Consider the following 15299-nt stretch of genomic DNA (forward strand, 5'->3'; position numbering starts at 1 on the left):
TCGTATGCAGTGCTCGATTCAGCTGCCGGTCACCGCTGCGGTTGACCCGATGTCGGTTGGTCAGTCCGAAGGACGCCGGAATCGGAGCGACGCCAGCGAAGGCCGCGAACGCGGCTTCAGAGCGGAAGCGCCCGGGATGTGACCAGCTGACCAGGACCAGCAGCTCAAGCGGCCGTTCTTCCTCTCCGCATTCGCGGCCCTGGGCGACCCGGAGTCGCGGACCTACTACGACAAGAAGACGCCCAAGGGAAGCACCACACCCAGGCCCTGCTTTGCCTCGCCAGACGCCGAGCCGACGTGCTCCACGCGATGCTCCGCGACGGATCCCGGCCGACGGCCGCGGTCACCTGACCAACGGCTCCGCAAGGAGGACAACTCGATCAGTCTCGACATCGAACCCGAGCACCGGATGCACAGGGTCGCTCTCCGGATCCATCAGCACCGGCTTGCCCAAGCGCCGCCCGATCTCGCGGAGGAAGCCGCAGAAAACATCCAGACACTCCTGGCTCTGCAACTCCCGCAGATTGACGTCGAAGTCGATCTCATCGTCGGCATAGAACCGGAAAATCGACAGCACACCGGCAACCGGCCAGACCCGCAGGTTCGGGCACTCGGCATCCACAGGACGGGCCAGCACGGCCTCCGCACGCGGCACCGGAAGCACCTCCTCGCCCTCGGAATACTGGGACTTCCAGCCCCGCTCAACGACAAGATCCAGGACCGACTGCCAGTCCTCCACCGAGGCCCCTGGAACACGCACATCCGGCAGCGACCCCATCAAGTCCGGGTCGAAGAAACAGCTCACGTCGTCCCACAGCAGATCAGCCATGCCGCCATGCTGCCCGCCTACCCGAACCAACGCAGCCCCATTTCCCTTGACCAAAGAGAGAGGGGCACCCCCTTGACTGCCCTGTCGAAGCCGCTCCCGGATCAGGCGGCAGCCGCATGACCCCAAGCCCCGGCAGAGCACGTCCCCGCGCGGCCCCTCGCCGCGCGGGGACGAGGCTTGTCAGAGGACGACGTCCCGGTGGGACTCGATCAATTCCCCTATGCGGCGGTCGACCTCGGCGGGAACGTCGTTCTCGTTCCTGATGAGAGCGGCGATCAGCCGGCCGAGCTCCGCGCATTCCTCGACGGTGAATCCCAGGCGCGTGATCTCGGAGACCCCGAGGCGAAGAAAACCGTCCACATTGATGCGGTGACGTCCGAAATGGTCACGGAGTCTGCGGGCTTCGTCCAAAGGAACGTCTATGAGGATCTGGTGACAGTAGGTCAGTTCGGTGAAGTTCCTCGCAGCCGTCCCGCGGAGCGGGATTCCCTCGTCCAGCAGCGCGACGGCGACACTTTGCGCGTTGTCCACGACCCGCTTCGCGTAGTCCGTCCAGGAGGTCTCCTCAAGGACGATACCGAGGGACGCGACGCGTGCGAGATGCGGGTTGCAGATGAGGGTCGGACCGCTCAGCGGGCGGAAGTTCGACAGGGTCTCGACCCGCTCGTGGATCTCCTTGTCGTTGGTGAGGATCAGGCCGCCCTGCGGGCCGGGGAACGTCTTGTGCGTCGACCCGAGCAGCAGATCGGCACCTTCGCGCAACGGGTCCTGATACTGGCCGCCGGCGATCAGGCCCAGCGTGTGCGATCCGTCGTACGCGACCAGGCCTCCGTAGGCGTGGACGATCTCACTGATCTCTCGTACCGGCATCGGGTACGTGACGATCGACGAGCCCAGGACCACCAGGGGCGGCTTGACCTCGTCGAGGAGGGAGACCGTCGCATCGAGGTCGACCTGCCAGTTCTCGTCCGAGAAGGGCAGCGGCAGCGGCCGGCGGTCGAACACGGCGTAGTCGAGCGGGTAGCCGCCACCCGGAAAGAAGGGAGGTATGCGGCCGACATGGTCACCGGTGCCGGACAGGGCGAACACGACGGCAAGCAGGCTCATGTTGCCCGAGATCGGCGACAGATTCACATACTGTGCATCGAACGCCTCGGAGGCGAGTTTCGTCACGTACGTGGTCAGTTGCCGAGCGGGGGCCGTTCCGTGGTAGAAGTCCGCGGCGTAGCGTTGAGATATGTCGGAGGCTAAGGGAGCTCTCGCCCTTTCGCTCATCCGATTCTCACTCACTATGAGATTCAGTGAGTCGAGGCGTGTCTTTTCATGCAGCTTCAGTATGGTGTCGACGGATTCCATCGAAGTAACTGACTCCCTGACGCTGGTTCATAGTGTCTTGCATGGCGCGAGGTACGCCGACGCGCCGCGCGGGAATGCAGTCCCGCACGGCGCGCCGGTTTGCGTTCGACTGACCGAGCAGTGCCCGGATCAGGCCTTGGGAATTTCCGGACGGTCGATGATCCGCAGCCATGTGCCATCCGCCTGACGCTGCGCGACCTGCACCCGGCCGCCCGTGTCGTCGGCGTCCCGTGTCGAGGTGAGGGCCAGGTCGCCGTATTGGACCGTGGGCAGGGGCTCCTCGACGGGGAACGGCAGCGGCACGTTTTCCAGCATCCGCTCGTACACGGCCTGGATGGCCGCCCTGCCGACGGTCGACTTCCCCGGCGGATAAGCCAGCACCGCTTCGGGCGCGTACAGCTTGGAAAGCCCTTCGGCGTCGCGGGCGTTGGCCCGCTCCACGAACAGTCGGGCCAGGTCTTCAGGGGTCTTGGCGACCCCGTTTTCCGTGGACATAATTTTTCCTTTCAGAAAGTGGAGTTCGCCCTCAGGCCCGTGGGCGTGCGGTGCATTCCCGCGCGACGCCTCGCCAGGGCTTGCCAGGAGTGGGGACGAGCCGCCCGTCGCCTGCCGCCGCGTTCCACGCGTCGGCCTCCGTCGTACGCCGCTGTCCGGCATCGCGACGGTTCCCTGACGACCAACGCCCGTTCATCTCCCTCTCCGTGGACCGGATCTGACGACGGCCCGGCTGTCCGAGCACGTCAAACGCCTAACTCCCTCACGGTCACTGTTGTGCAGCGCGCACAGGAAGTCCAAGAGTTGTGAGGTATCGACGCCAGAACCGATGGTTATGGAACCGGAACGGCGGTGTCCGGCTTCCTGGCTCACGGGAGGGGTATTCGGGGCCGGACCGCCGACCGGGGACGTTCGCAGCGCGGCCCACATCGACCCTTGGGCCCCGGACGGCAGTGCGTCGCCGGGCGAACAGCCGCCCGGCGCCTCTCAGGCAGGACGACGACACAAGAAGGACAATTCGACCTTGCCTCTTGCTGTGCTCATGAAGGCATGATGAAGTTTGTTGAATTGCGTTCGATGCTCCGCATGGCAACGTTATCATTTAACACACGCAAAACCGGAGGATATTACCTCCGGGTACTCCGGAACATGCTTGTCCCGGCCAATGCGAGCTCTCCGTCAACACATGCCCAAAAAAAGGAGAATCGGGTGGAAATTCGCATTCTGGGTCCCGTCGAAGTCGCGACCAAGGGGAAATTTGTGCCTCTTGGCGGAAGCAAACCGAAGACCATCCTCGCGACCCTCATCCTGGCCGACGGGAAAGCAATAGCCAACACTGAAATCACTGAGGCACTATGGGGATCCGCTCCGCCCGCCACCCGTCAGGCCCAGATCCACACCTATGTCTCTCGCCTCCGGAAGGCACTCGATCCGCACGCGAGAATCGTACGTCGGGCAGCCAGCTATCTGTTGACGACCGATTCCGTCAAGGTGGACTACAAGGAATTCATCAGGCTTGCGGATAAGGGGCGGGAGAAACTACTCAAAGGGCGGTACGCAGAAGCTTCCGGGTTCTACTCCCAGGCACTTGCTCAGTGGCGCGGCCCGGCACTCGACGGCGTCACACAGAACTTGTCGGACCTCGAACTGCCACGCATCGACGAGTTACGGACGGCCGCCATAGAGGAGAAGGCGGAAGCGGATCTGGGTCTTGGGCGGCACGGTCAGCTGGTCGCAGAACTGACATCGCTGGTGGAAGCGTTCCCGGTACGCGAGCGACTGCGCGCCCTGTTGATGACCGCCCTGTACCGCAGCGGCCGGCAGGCGGACGCGCTCGACGTCTACCACGCCGGGCGGACAACGCTCGCTGAAACCCTCGGTGTCGACCCGAGCGCTTCACTGAAAGCAGTCTTTCACTCCATCCTCAACGGGGACCCGGCGCTCGACCTCCCCCACGCACGGCTGGAGGCGGTACCTCGCAGGCATGTCGACGTGCCGTCCATGCTGCCGCCGAGCATCGCCGACTTCACCGGCCGCGAAACACAGATGCGGGAACTGTCGGAGCGACTGCGTCCGACAAGCACCCCCCAGCCCCTGGTGATCAGCGGAATGGCCGGAGCGGGAAAGAGCGTGTTGGCCGTGCGACTGGCGCACGAGAAGGCCGACAGCTTCCCTGACGGCCAGTTATACGCCAGACTGTCGTGCGGCGAACACAGTCCCAGGAAAGTCCACGACGTACTCGGCGAGTTCATCAGGGCAGTGGATCCGGAGGAAACCGTACCCGAATCCGCGGTCGAACGCGCCTGGCTGTACCGCAGCATTCTCAGCAACAGGAAAATCCTGATCCTGCTCGATGACATGCTGGATGAAAAACAGATCGAGATGCTGCTCCCTGGGGTCGGTGAATCACGTGTCATCGTGACCGGGCAAGGCTACCTGGATACCTTGGTGGGCGCGCACGTCACCCAGATTCGCGAATTCGAGCACGGCGAGGCCGTCGCACTCGTACGCCGAATCGTCGGCGACAAGAGGGTGAACAGAGAACCGGGTGCCGTCGACGCACTGGTGGAACTGTGCGACTGCCTGCCGCTGGCTGTGCGCACGGCCGCGACGAGACTGGCAGGGAAACCCCACTGGAGCATCGCGCACCTCGTGCAGCGCATGACCGACACCTCACGGAACCGGCTCGACGAACTCCGGTTGGCGAATCTCGACGTCCGGGAGTCATTGTTCAGAAGTTTCAACCGGCTGCCTCATGACATGCGAGGAATGCTCGGGAGACTGACCCTGCTGTCGAGCAGTCGAATAGTCACCGAATCGACCGCGAACATCCTTGATACGACTGAAGTGATAGCAGAGGACTTCTTGGAGTTCCTGGTCGAGCAGAATCTGCTGAGAAGTCGCGGAACGGACGACCGGGGAAACATGATCTACTCCTCCTCAAGTCTGGTCATGATGGCTGCCGCGGAGTTCTCCGAGCGCCTGGTGTCGTGAACCCGCGCCGCGACCGGCCCCGCCGACTGCTGGAGCGCCTGTCCGACCGGCCCGCCCCCGGGGACGATTCCGCACTCAGCGCCGGCCTCGCGGTCCCCTGTCAGCGGCGCCCCCACTCGTCCCGGTTCACGCGACGGCCTGGAGCGCGCCGCGCAGGTGTGCTGAGTACCAACCGAGTACCGACCAACTGTTTCCTGTCAAATTGACAGCACGGAAACGCCGTTCATACCGTCATCGAGAACTGTCGGACGAGCCAAGCACCCACACGGGAGTGCGATATGACGGATCAGGGTCAGGTCACCGGATCGGAGCCGGTCTCAAAGACCGCTTCCGGGCTCCCGACCACGTCGACATCGGTTCGGAACATCACCGTGAGTATCTTCTCGCTTCTGACCCAACGGCTTTCCTCCCCGGCCGACCCGTGCTCCGGCTGTTCCCTCAGACAGGGGAAACTGTCCGGCCCTCAGACTCTTTGACCGACAGCCCTTCCTGGCCCCGCCACGACGACTGCCGAACTCAACTCAGGAGCGCGTTCCGCGCTTTTCCACCTGCGTCACGAGTTCCCTGCCCGCAGCCTGTGGCGCGGCTCCGCAGTAAGCGCCGCGGAGCCACTCTTCTCGGCGCACGTCCATGTGCGGACGACTCGCACACCCATCAGACGCACCCGAAAGTTCCGACTCGGTCCACACGCATGCCCGGCACTGCCCGACGGACCGGAAAGAGAGTGACCCGCCATGAGCGCTCAGGGGTATTCCAGTTCCAACCACGAGATACCCATCGCCGTCATCGGAATGGCCTGCCGTCTCCCCATGGACATCAACTCCCCAGAACAGTTCTGGCAGTTCCTGAAGGAGGGCAGGGAAGCCGTCTCCGAAATCCCCGCCGCACGCTGGGAAGGCTACGCGTCGAACCCCGAGAACAGCCGGGCGCTGAAGAACACCACGAAGGCAGGACATTTCCTGTCGGACATCGCGGGATTCGACGCGGAGTTCTTCGGTATCACGCCGCGCGAAGCTGCGGAGATGGACCCGCAGCAGCGCATCACCCTTGAGGTGGCGTGGGAGGCACTGGAGCACGCCGGCATCCCGCCGGCCGACCTGGCCGGCGGCGACACCGGTGTCTTCATCGGAGTGGGCACCGATGACTACGGCCGCCGGCTGCTGGAAGACCTCCCCCGCATCCAGGCCTGGACCGGCATAGGTTCCTCCCTCTGCGCGGTGCCGAACCGGGTCTCGTACACCCTCGATCTGCGGGGGCCGAGCCTGGCGGTCGACACCGCCTGCTCTTCCTCGCTGGCCGCCATCCACCTCGCCTGCGCCAGCCTGCGGAGCGGCGAGGCGCCGGTGGCCCTGGCCGGAGGTGTCATGCTCATGGCTGGCCCTGGGCTGACCATGGTCCTCGACAAGGCGGGCGCCATCTCCCCCGACGGGCGGTCCAAGGCGTTCAGCGCCGACGCCGACGGTTACGGACGAGGAGAGGGATGCGGCGTCCTGGTGCTGAAGCGGCTGGACGACGCGGAGAACGACGGCGACCGTGTCCTGGCGGTGATCCGGGGCAGCGGCGTGCACCAGGACGGCAAGACCAACGGGATCATGGCTCCGAGCGGCGAGGCTCAAGCCCATCTGCTGCGCCGTACCTGGAAGCGCAGCGGCCTCGATCCGGCGACCGTCGACTACGTCGAGGCGCACGGCACCGGCACGCCCACGGGGGATCCGATGGAGGCGAGCGCCCTGGCCTCGGTGTTCGGAGCCGGGCGCGCGGCGGGCGACGAATGCCTCATCGGCTCGGTCAAGACCAACATCGGGCATCTGGAGGCCGGCTCCGGAGTCGCCGGAATGATCAAGGCGATCCTCGCCCTGCGTGAGGGTCTCATCCCGGCCAGTCTCCATGCCGCCGTCCCCAACCCCGCCGTTCCCTGGGCCACGTCCGGCCTGCGGGTGGTCAACACACAGACTCCGTGGCCGGACCGGCCCGGCACACCGCGGCGTGCCGGTGTCTCCGGCTACGGATACGGCGGCACCATCGCCCATGTCATCCTGGAGGCGGCCCCCGAACCGTCCCGCCCGGCGCCCGGCACCGTCCGGGACGAGGACGCGCCGCCCGCTTCGGAGACCTCGACGCCCCGTCTTCTGCCGCTCAGCGGCAGTTCGCCGGACGGGCTGCGCACGGGTGCCGAACGGCTGCTGGCCTGGCTCTCGGACGGGACCAGGACCGTACGTCCGGCCGACGTCGGGCACACGCTCGCCCACCGTCGCGCTCATCTCGCCCACCGCGCGACCGTCGTGGCCACGGACCGCGAGAGCCTCGTCGCCGGACTCCGCCAACTCGCGGAGGCCGCGCCCCAAGCGTCGCCTCAGTCGAGCGGACCCGTGTGGGTGTTCTCCGGGCACGGCTCCCAGTGGACCGGGATGGGGCGCGGGCTGCTGCGTGACGAACCCGCGTTCGCCGCCGCCCTCGACGAGATCACACCTGTGTTCGAGGAGGAAATGAAGCTCTCCCCCCGGCAGGTGCTGATCGAGGGCGACTTCGAGTCCACGGACCGCATCCAGGCGATGATCTTCGCCATGCAGATCGGCCTCGCCGCCGTACTGCGGTCCTACGGCGTCACACCCGCCGCCGTCATCGGGCACTCGGTGGGCGAGATCGCGGCGTCGGTGGCCGCGGGCGCACTGACGCCCCAGGACGGTGCCCGGCTCGCCTGCCGGCGCTCCCTGCTGCTGCGGGAGGTCGCCGGTCAGGGCTCGATGGCGATGGTGAACCTGCCCTTCGCGGAGGTCGAAGCGACACTGGGCAACCGGAGGGACGTCGTCGCCGCCATCTCCGCCTCGCCGGAGAGCACCGTCGTCTCCGGGGACCCCGACGCGATCGACGCCCTGTTCGCGCGGTGGGAGCGGGAACAGGTGCGCGTCCGCCGCGTCAACAGTGACGTCGCCTTCCACAGCGCCCACATGGACGGGCTCACCCGGGTCCTCGCGGACGCCTGCCACGACCTGTCGCCCCGGGTGCCGACGGTGCCCCTCTACTCCACCGCGCTGTCCGACCCCAGGGACACCGCACCGCGCGACGGCGTCTACTGGGCGGCCAACCTCCGTAATCCGGTGCGGTTCACGGACGCGGCGCGCGCCGCCCTGGCGGACGGCCACCGGCTGTTCGTCGAGATCTCCGCCCATCCCGTCATCACCCACTCGCTGGTGGAGACGTTCCTCGCCGACGAGGTCGCGGACGCCTCGGCGACCTTCCTGCTCCGCCGCGACACCGAGGAGCCGGCGTCGCTCCTGCGTGGCGTCGGCGAGCTGTACCGGCACGGGACGGAGGTCGACTGGACGAGGCTCCAGCCGGACGGTGAACTGGCCGACCTGCCGGTCACCGGCTGGCAGCACGAGCGGCACTGGCGCGAGCACGACACCACGCATGCCGGTGACCACGCGGGCCACGACACCGGCGACCACGCGCTGCTGGGCACACGGTCGACCGTCTGGTCCAGCACGCCGCTGCACGCCTGGCGCACCCGGCTGGACTTCGACAACCGGCCCTACCCGGGCGACCACCCGGTGCGCGGTACCGAGATCATCCCGGCGGCCGTGCTGCTGAACACCTTCCTGCGTGCTTCGGCCGACACGGCTGAGTACGGTGCCCGGCCGGTGCTCACCGACGTGGCGCTGCGGGTACCGGTCGCGGTCGTCGGGCGGCGCGAGCTGCAGGTCGTACACCAGGACGGCGGGCTGAGGCTGGCCGGCCGTGTCCTGGACGAGGACACCACTGACGACTTCGGCTCCTGGCTCACCCACACCACGTCCTCGACGGGAGAGGGCGGTGCCCTCGAACAGGTCTCACTCGCCGCATTCCGGCAGCGGTGCGCCGAGGAGGCCAACCCGGACTCCCCCGTCACCCGCCTCGCCGGTGTGGGGGTGGCCGCGATGGGCTTCCCCTGGGTGGTGCGCGAACTGCGCCTGGGCGACGGGGAACTGCTCGCCCTCGTCTCGGTGCCCGAGGAGGAGGGCGCCGATCCCCACTCCTGGGCTCCCGCGTTCGACGCCGCCCTGTCCATCGCGTCAACCGTGTTCCCCGGGCCCCAGGTGCTGCGTATGCCGGCCCGTATCGCCCGGGTGCACGCCGTGGACGCCCCGCCGTCCGACGTGTGGATCGCCGTCCGCGCGACGGACCAGCCCGACACCGCGGACGTGCATCTGCTCGACGCGTCCGGCCGCACCCTGGCCGCGCTGGGCGGACTGGCCTTCGGACGGATCGACGCCGATCCCACCGCCTCCGCCCACCCCAGGCGTCTGGTGCACGAAAGCGTGTGGCGTCCCGCCGAGACCGGAAAAGACCGGCCCGTCACCCGTGCCCTGTTCGTCGACCCGGAGGGACGGCTCGGTGACCGGCTCGCCGACCGCTGGCGGGAACTGGGCGTGCACTGCCGGGTCGTCGGTGACATCGCCGGCCTCGACAGCGCGGACGGGGCCGGGGCCGACACCGTGGTCCTCGTCGCGCCACGCGGCCCGGCCGAGGAGTCGGTGTGGGCGCTCGCCTCGGTCGTAAGGGCGCTGGACGCGGACCGGGACGCCGCTACGGTCCGCGTGTGGTGCGTGACGGAGGGCGTGAGCGAGTCGGTGGCCGAGCACACGGTGGCGCAGTCCGCGCTGTGGGGCCTCGGGCGCATCGCCGCGACCGAACACCCCGACGTGTGGGGCGGCGTCGTCGATCTGCCCTCGGGTACCGCGGAGGACGCCACGACGGAGCACGCGGCGGCGCTCCTGCTGTCGGCCGTCCGTTCGGCGCCGTTCGGTGAGGTCGTCGCGCTCCGGGACGGCACCCTGCTGGTCGAACGCCTCGCGCGGGTCCAGCAGGAGGCCGTACGGGGGCCCTTGCGGCTCCACCAGGGCGGCACCTACCTCATCACCGGCGGCTTCGGCGCCCTGGGACTGGAGGTCGCCCGCTGGCTCGCCGGCCAGGGCGCGCGCCGGATCGTGCTGGCCGGCCGCAGTGGTCTGCCGCCCCGCGCCGATTGGCCGGGGGTGTCGGATCCCTCGATACGGCGCCGGATCGAGGCCGTCACCGAACTGGAGGCGCTCGGTGTGACCGTGCACGCCGTACAGGTCGACATCACCGACCTCGAACAGGCGCGGCGCGCGCTGGACGCGGACGCCCTGGGCCTGCCGCGGTTCCGAGGTGTCGTGCACGCGGCCGGAGTGCTCGACAACGCCTTCCTCACGGACCTCAGCCGGGAGTCCCTGCGGACGGTCCTGGCGCCGAAGGTCCAGGGGGCCTAGGTGCTGCACGAGTTGTTCCCCGCGGGAAGCCTGGACTTCCTGGCCCTGTTCTCCTCGGCGGGCCTGCTCCTGGGGCTTCCGGGCCAGGCCAGCTACGCGGCCGGCAACGCGCTGCTCGACGGGCTCGCCCGGCACCGCCGGGCCCTGGGCTCCGCGGACACCGTCAGTCTGGCCTGGACGTCCTGGCGCGGTCTGGGCATGTCGACGTCGTCGGCGGTCATCGACCTGGAGCTGGCGGCGCGCGGCACCGCCGACATCACGGCGGACGAGGCCTTCCACGCCTGGGACTTCGCGTACCGGCACGCCCTGCCGTACGCCGCCGTCCTGCGCACCCTGCCGCCCGAGCCGGGTGTGACGCGCCCGCTGATCCTGGAGGGCCTCCCCACGGACGAGGCTCTCGGCGCCGTCGTCGACCAGGGCGCGGGGTCCGACTGGGAGGCGGTGCCCGCCGACGAATTGGAGGCGTACGTGATCTCTGGAGTGGCCGACAGGGTGGCGGAACAGATGAACCTCCCCGTCGCCGCCGTGGATCCGCACCGTCCGCTCGCCGAGATGGGGCTCGACTCGATCATGTCGGTGGTCATCCGGCGCGGCCTGGAACGGCAGTTCCGGCTGAGTCTGCCCTCGACCCTGTTGTGGAACCAGCCGACGGTCACCGCGATCGGCAGGCTCCTCACGCGGCTGCTCACCGAGGACAACGACGACGCCCCGAGCTCCGACGACCAGGTGCCCGCCACCGCCTGAACCGGCCGACAGAAATGAGTGCGGCCCCCGCCGTTCGGCGGGGGCCGCACTCATGTGCTCGGCGGAAGGGCTGCTCACACCTTCGCGGCGGCGGGCACGATGTTGTGGTTGAAACGGAACAGGTTGGCCGGGTCGTGGACGGCCTTGATCCCGGCGAGCCGCCGCAGGTCCTCGGGCGAGTAGACTAGACCCGTCTGGTCGGGCGTGGCCTCGTCGGCGTAGATGAAGTTGAGGTTGCGGCCGACCGTCCACGGCCGTACCGCCTCGTACAGCCGCTCGTGCACGGGGCGCGCGGTGTCGACGTCGCAGATGGCCAGCGGGGTCAGGACACGCAGGATGTACTCGCCCTCGCGGCTGCCGATCGCGCTGGGCACGGCGGGCGGCCGGGAGAAGGCGCCGCCGAGATGGCGCAGGTCCACGATGCACGGGGCCTTCGCCGTCGGGCCGGCCAGATCGAGCACGGCCTCGGCCACCGGGGGGCCCGCCTCGCCCAGCATGACGTTGTTCCCGTAGTAGGCGTGCGGAAAGGCCGGGTCGTTGTAGATGGATCCGCTCGCGGTGTACGGCATCTCGTCGATGCTGTCGATGAGCCGGGGCCCGATCGCCCGCAGGGGTTCGACGAGTTGCTTCCCGGAGTCCGCGTCACCGGTGTACGCGACGCGGATGTGGGCGGTGTAGCGGCCCTTGAGGGGCGCCGGGATCGGCGGGAGGTCCGGGTAGCGCATCAGCGAGATCGAGGAGGTCAGCTCCTCCGGCACCGTCGTGGTCCACCGGAGGTAGGTGGCCAGCGCCTCCGGGACCAGATCGGCGTCGAAGTACAGCCCACCCCCGTAGATCCGGGTCAGCGGGACCAGTGCGACCTCCAGGCTGGTCACGATGCCGAAGTTGTCCCGTCCGCCGCGCAGCGCCCAGAACAGGTCGGGGTCGCTGTCCGCGGTCACCTGGCGCAGGGCGCCGTCGGCCGTGACGACATCGATGCTGCGTACGTGGTCGGCCGTGTAACCGAACTGACGGCCCAGCACACCGACGCCGCCGCCGAGGGTGTAGGCGACCGCTCCCACGTGCGGAGCGGAGCCGTTCAGCGGCGCGAGTCCGTGCGTGGCCGCCTCCTTGATGACCTGCTCCCAGCGCACCCCGGCCGCGATCCGAACGGTCCGGTTCAGCGGGTCGATCCGGACATCGGTCATCCGGGCGGTGCTGATCAGGACTCCTTCTCCCTGCGCGGCCGCCGACAGACCGTGTCCGGTGGCCTGCACGGCCACCGGGAGTCCTCGGGCGGCGGCGAACGTGACGGCGGCGCTCACGTCGTCCGGTCCGGTCGCGCCCACGATCACCGCCGGGCGATGCCGGAAGGCGGTCTGGAAGCCGGACCGTTCGTCGTCGTAACCGGAACTGCCCGGCGTGAACACCGGTCCCTGCACCCGTTCGGCGAGCTCTTCGAATTCCGCCGGGACATCGCTCATCGCTGCTGTGTTTCCTTCCCAGTCCGCCGAGCTCGACCGGACCCGACGAGGGGCGCCGGCGAGCCAGTACACCGTCACACTGGTTCATCGATATGCAGAAGTCCAAGATCTGACACATCTCCTTGCTAGCATGATTGGTTATGGAGCTGAGGCAGTTGGAGTACTTCGTAGCCGTGGTCGAGGAAGCGAGTTTCACCAAGGCGGCCGCCCGGCTGCACGTCGCACAACCAGGGGTGAGCGCTCAGATCCGCCGACTGGAGCGCAAGCTCGGCCAGGAGCTGCTGGACCGTTCCGGACGCCTGGTGCGGGTGACCGAGGTGGGCGCGGCCGTCCTCCCCTACGCGCGTGCCGCACTCGCGGCGATCACCGACACACGACTGGTCGTCGACGAACTGACCGGTCTCGTCCGCGGTCACGTCGCGGTGGGAATGGTGCCCTCCTGCGGAGGTTTCAGCCTGCCCGCACTGCTCGCCGGTTTCCATGAGGAGCACCCGTCGGTGGAGATCACCCTCTCCGAGGCGAACTCGGAGGAGTTGGTCCACTCACTGCGGGCGGGCCGTCTCGACGCGGCGTTCATCGCGCTGTCGGGCGGCGACGTACCCGTCGGCCTGGCGACGCACGTGATGGTGGACGAGCCGCTCGTCGCGACCGTGAGTCCCGGCGACCCGCTGGCCACGCGCGGGACGATCACGCTGGACGACATCCGGGACCGGGCCCTGATCAGCCTTCCTCCGGGCACCGGCATGCGCAAGAGTCTCGACGCGGCCTGTGCCGAGGCCGGCCTCACCCCGCGGATCAGCTTCGAAGCCGGAAACCCGGGCATCCTCGCGGAGTTGGCGAGCCGGGGCCTGGGAGTGGCCATCCTTCCGCAGTCCCTCGTCAGGTCGCACCCCGCGCGCCTGTGCGCGATCCCCTTCTCGTACCCCGAGCTGCGCGGTCAGGTCGCTCTCGGCTGGCGCGTCGACGGTCCCGTCAGCCCGGCCGCCCGGGCGTTCGTCGACCGGGTCCGCAGCACCACGCGGCAGCCCGACACGGTCGGAGCCGGCACCGTCTGAGTCACTTCAGCCGGCACGGTCCGAGTCACCTCGATGGCGCCTGCTCGCTCACGCGCCGCCAGACCAGCACACGGCGCTGCCTCGGGCCGACGAGCGAGTCGCCGTGGAGCGTGAGGGTCGCGCCGTCCAGACGCAGGTCCCGCACCTGGTCGGTGCCGATCCAGCCCGGCTCCGGGGCGAGCGTCAGCGTGTGGACGACCTGGTCCCCGGACCGCCGCCAGGTGCCCGCGTAGCTCATGTAGTTCTGGGGCGGCCTGTCCCCGGACCCGCCGCCGGGCGCCGAGGGCCTGGTGCGCATCATGTGCACCGACACGTGCCCCTCCGCCGAGTAGAGGAGCAGCCCTTCGGGTTCGGGGCCCAGCGGCCCCTCCTTCCTGTTCCCGTCCTCGTCGACGTCGTGGAACGACGCCAGCCTCCACACCCCGACGAGCTCACTCACCGTCATGTCCCGGCGCACCTTTCCTGTTTCTCCACGTTCTCTGTCCGCACGGTCCCGGACCGGATCAGGTCCCGCTTCAGGGGGCCGTGATGCCCGGAACGCGTACGCGTTCGGGGTCACCGCCGAGCAGCCGCCCGCGGGCCGCCGCGCTCACCTCGTGGGGTGAGCCGAGTGCCACGGCACTGGCCTCGTCCAGCCGGGCGAGCTGCTCGCCGGTGAGATCGACGTCGAGAGCCGCCAGGTAGTCGTCGAGCTGAGCCACCGTGCGCGGACCGATGACGGGCACGAAGGCGGTGGCGGCGTGCCGGGCCCTCTCCCGCACCCAGGCGACGGACACCTGCGAGGCGGGCAGCCCGGTCTCCGCCGCGATCGCGCACACGGCATCGACGACGGCGGTCCGCTGGCCGGTGCTCTCGGTGCGGATCACCCGGCCCTTCCAGTCGGTGAGCCGCCCCTCGGCGCCGGTGCGGTACTTGCCCGTCAGCAGCCCGCCGCCCAGCGGTGACCACAGGCCGACGCCGAGACCGAGGCTCTGCGCCATCGGCAGCAGTTCACGCTCGGCTGTGCGGTCGGCCAGGCTGTACTCGGTCTGGATGGCGGTGACCGGTGCCAGGTGCCGGAGTTCCGCGATCGTCACCGCCCGGGAGACCTGCCACGCCGGGAAGTTCGACAGGCCCGCGTGCAGGATCTTCCCGGCCCGCACCAGGTCGTCCAGGGCGCCGAGGATCTCCTCCAGGGGAGTGACCGTGTCGGGGAAGTGCGCCCAGTACAGGTCGATGTAGTCGGTGGACAACCGCGCCAGGCTCGCCTCCACCGACCGGACGATGTTCTTGCGGCTGTTGCCGGTACCGGAGATCCGCGGCTGCGCGGTGGAGCCGTAGCCGAACTTGGTCGCCAGCACGAAGTGGTCGCGGTCGGCGGCGAGGAAGTCACCGAGGAGTTCCTCCGCCTGGCCGAACTGGTAGCAGTCGGCGGTGTCGATCAACGTACCGCCGGCGTCGGCGAACCGGTCGAACACCTTGCGGGCCTCGTCGGGTTCGGCTCCGCCGCCCCACCGCGTCCCGAAGTTGACCGTGCCCAGTGCGTACTCCGACACCCGCAGGCCCGTGCCGCGTCCGAAGGTCGTGTACCGCATGTCGACTCCTGTCACCCTGT

Annotated in this window: 9 protein-coding genes and 3 pseudogenes; 5 read left to right on the top strand and 7 right to left on the bottom strand. The window is 68.7% G+C overall.

Annotated elements, in window-relative coordinates:
• Positions 1–13 precede the first annotated feature (13 nt).
• Positions 14–163, bottom strand: a pseudogene (locus J8N05_RS47435) (transposase); the annotation flags it as partial.
• Here J8N05_RS47435 and J8N05_RS47440 point away from each other — a divergent pair.
• Positions 158–351 (top strand): annotated as a pseudogene (locus tag J8N05_RS47440) (hypothetical protein); the annotation flags it as partial. The pseudogenes J8N05_RS47435 and J8N05_RS47440 sit on opposite strands and share 6 nt — an antisense overlap.
• On the opposite strand, the gene J8N05_RS20050 reads toward J8N05_RS47440, so the two are convergent.
• From J8N05_RS20050 to J8N05_RS20060, 3 genes are all read right to left on the bottom strand, one after another.
• Positions 344–829 (bottom strand): hypothetical protein, encoded by a 486-nt coding sequence (locus tag J8N05_RS20050; protein ID WP_210884673.1) that lies wholly within the window; start codon positions 827–829, stop codon positions 344–346. The pseudogene J8N05_RS47440 and the gene J8N05_RS20050 sit on opposite strands and share 8 nt — an antisense overlap.
• Before the next feature lie 180 nt (positions 830–1009).
• The gene (locus tag J8N05_RS20055; RefSeq protein ID WP_210884674.1) at positions 1010–2185 is read right to left on the bottom strand and encodes a PLP-dependent aminotransferase family protein; all 1176 of its coding nucleotides are present in this window, start codon (positions 2183–2185) and stop codon (positions 1010–1012) included.
• A gap of 129 nt (positions 2186–2314) precedes the next feature.
• Positions 2315–2680 (bottom strand): YybH family protein, encoded by a 366-nt coding sequence (locus J8N05_RS20060; protein ID WP_210884675.1) that lies wholly within the window; start codon positions 2678–2680, stop codon positions 2315–2317.
• 708 nt (positions 2681–3388) lie between these two features.
• Here J8N05_RS20060 and J8N05_RS20065 point away from each other — a divergent pair.
• From J8N05_RS20065 to J8N05_RS47940, 3 genes and pseudogenes are all read left to right on the top strand, one after another.
• On the top strand, positions 3389–5173 hold the full coding sequence (locus tag J8N05_RS20065; RefSeq protein ID WP_210884676.1) for an AfsR/SARP family transcriptional regulator: 1785 nt from the start codon (positions 3389–3391) through the stop codon (positions 5171–5173).
• A gap of 734 nt (positions 5174–5907) precedes the next feature.
• Positions 5908–10620: pseudogene (locus tag J8N05_RS20070) on the top strand (beta-ketoacyl synthase N-terminal-like domain-containing protein); the annotation flags it as partial.
• Between the two features lie 21 nt (positions 10621–10641).
• On the top strand, positions 10642–11187 hold the full coding sequence (locus J8N05_RS47940; protein ID WP_282108191.1) for an acyl carrier protein: 546 nt from the start codon (positions 10642–10644) through the stop codon (positions 11185–11187).
• Positions 11188–11261: 74 nt separating this feature from the next.
• Here J8N05_RS47940 and J8N05_RS20080 read toward each other — a convergent pair whose 3' ends face one another.
• Positions 11262–12650, bottom strand: a complete 1389-nt coding sequence (locus tag J8N05_RS20080; RefSeq protein ID WP_210884681.1) for an FAD-binding oxidoreductase — start codon at positions 12648–12650, stop codon at positions 11262–11264.
• A 140-nt stretch (positions 12651–12790) separates the two neighbouring features.
• On the opposite strand from J8N05_RS20080, the gene J8N05_RS20085 reads away from it, so the two are divergent.
• Entirely contained in the window at positions 12791–13705 is a 915-nt protein-coding gene (locus tag J8N05_RS20085; protein WP_210884683.1) for a LysR family transcriptional regulator, read from the top strand.
• 25 nt (positions 13706–13730) lie between these two features.
• Here the strand turns inward: J8N05_RS20085 and J8N05_RS20090 are convergent, their stop codons facing one another.
• A complete protein-coding gene (locus J8N05_RS20090; RefSeq protein WP_210884685.1) occupies positions 13731–14150 on the bottom strand; it encodes a lipocalin-like domain-containing protein in 420 nt (139 codons plus the stop codon).
• Positions 14151–14220: 70 nt separating this feature from the next.
• On the bottom strand, positions 14221–15279 hold the full coding sequence (locus J8N05_RS20095; RefSeq protein ID WP_210884687.1) for an aldo/keto reductase: 1059 nt from the start codon (positions 15277–15279) through the stop codon (positions 14221–14223).
• Positions 15280–15299 lie beyond the last annotated feature (20 nt).

This window comes from Streptomyces liliiviolaceus (assembly GCF_018070025.1).
Lineage (GTDB): Bacteria > Actinomycetota > Actinomycetes > Streptomycetales > Streptomycetaceae > Streptomyces > Streptomyces liliiviolaceus.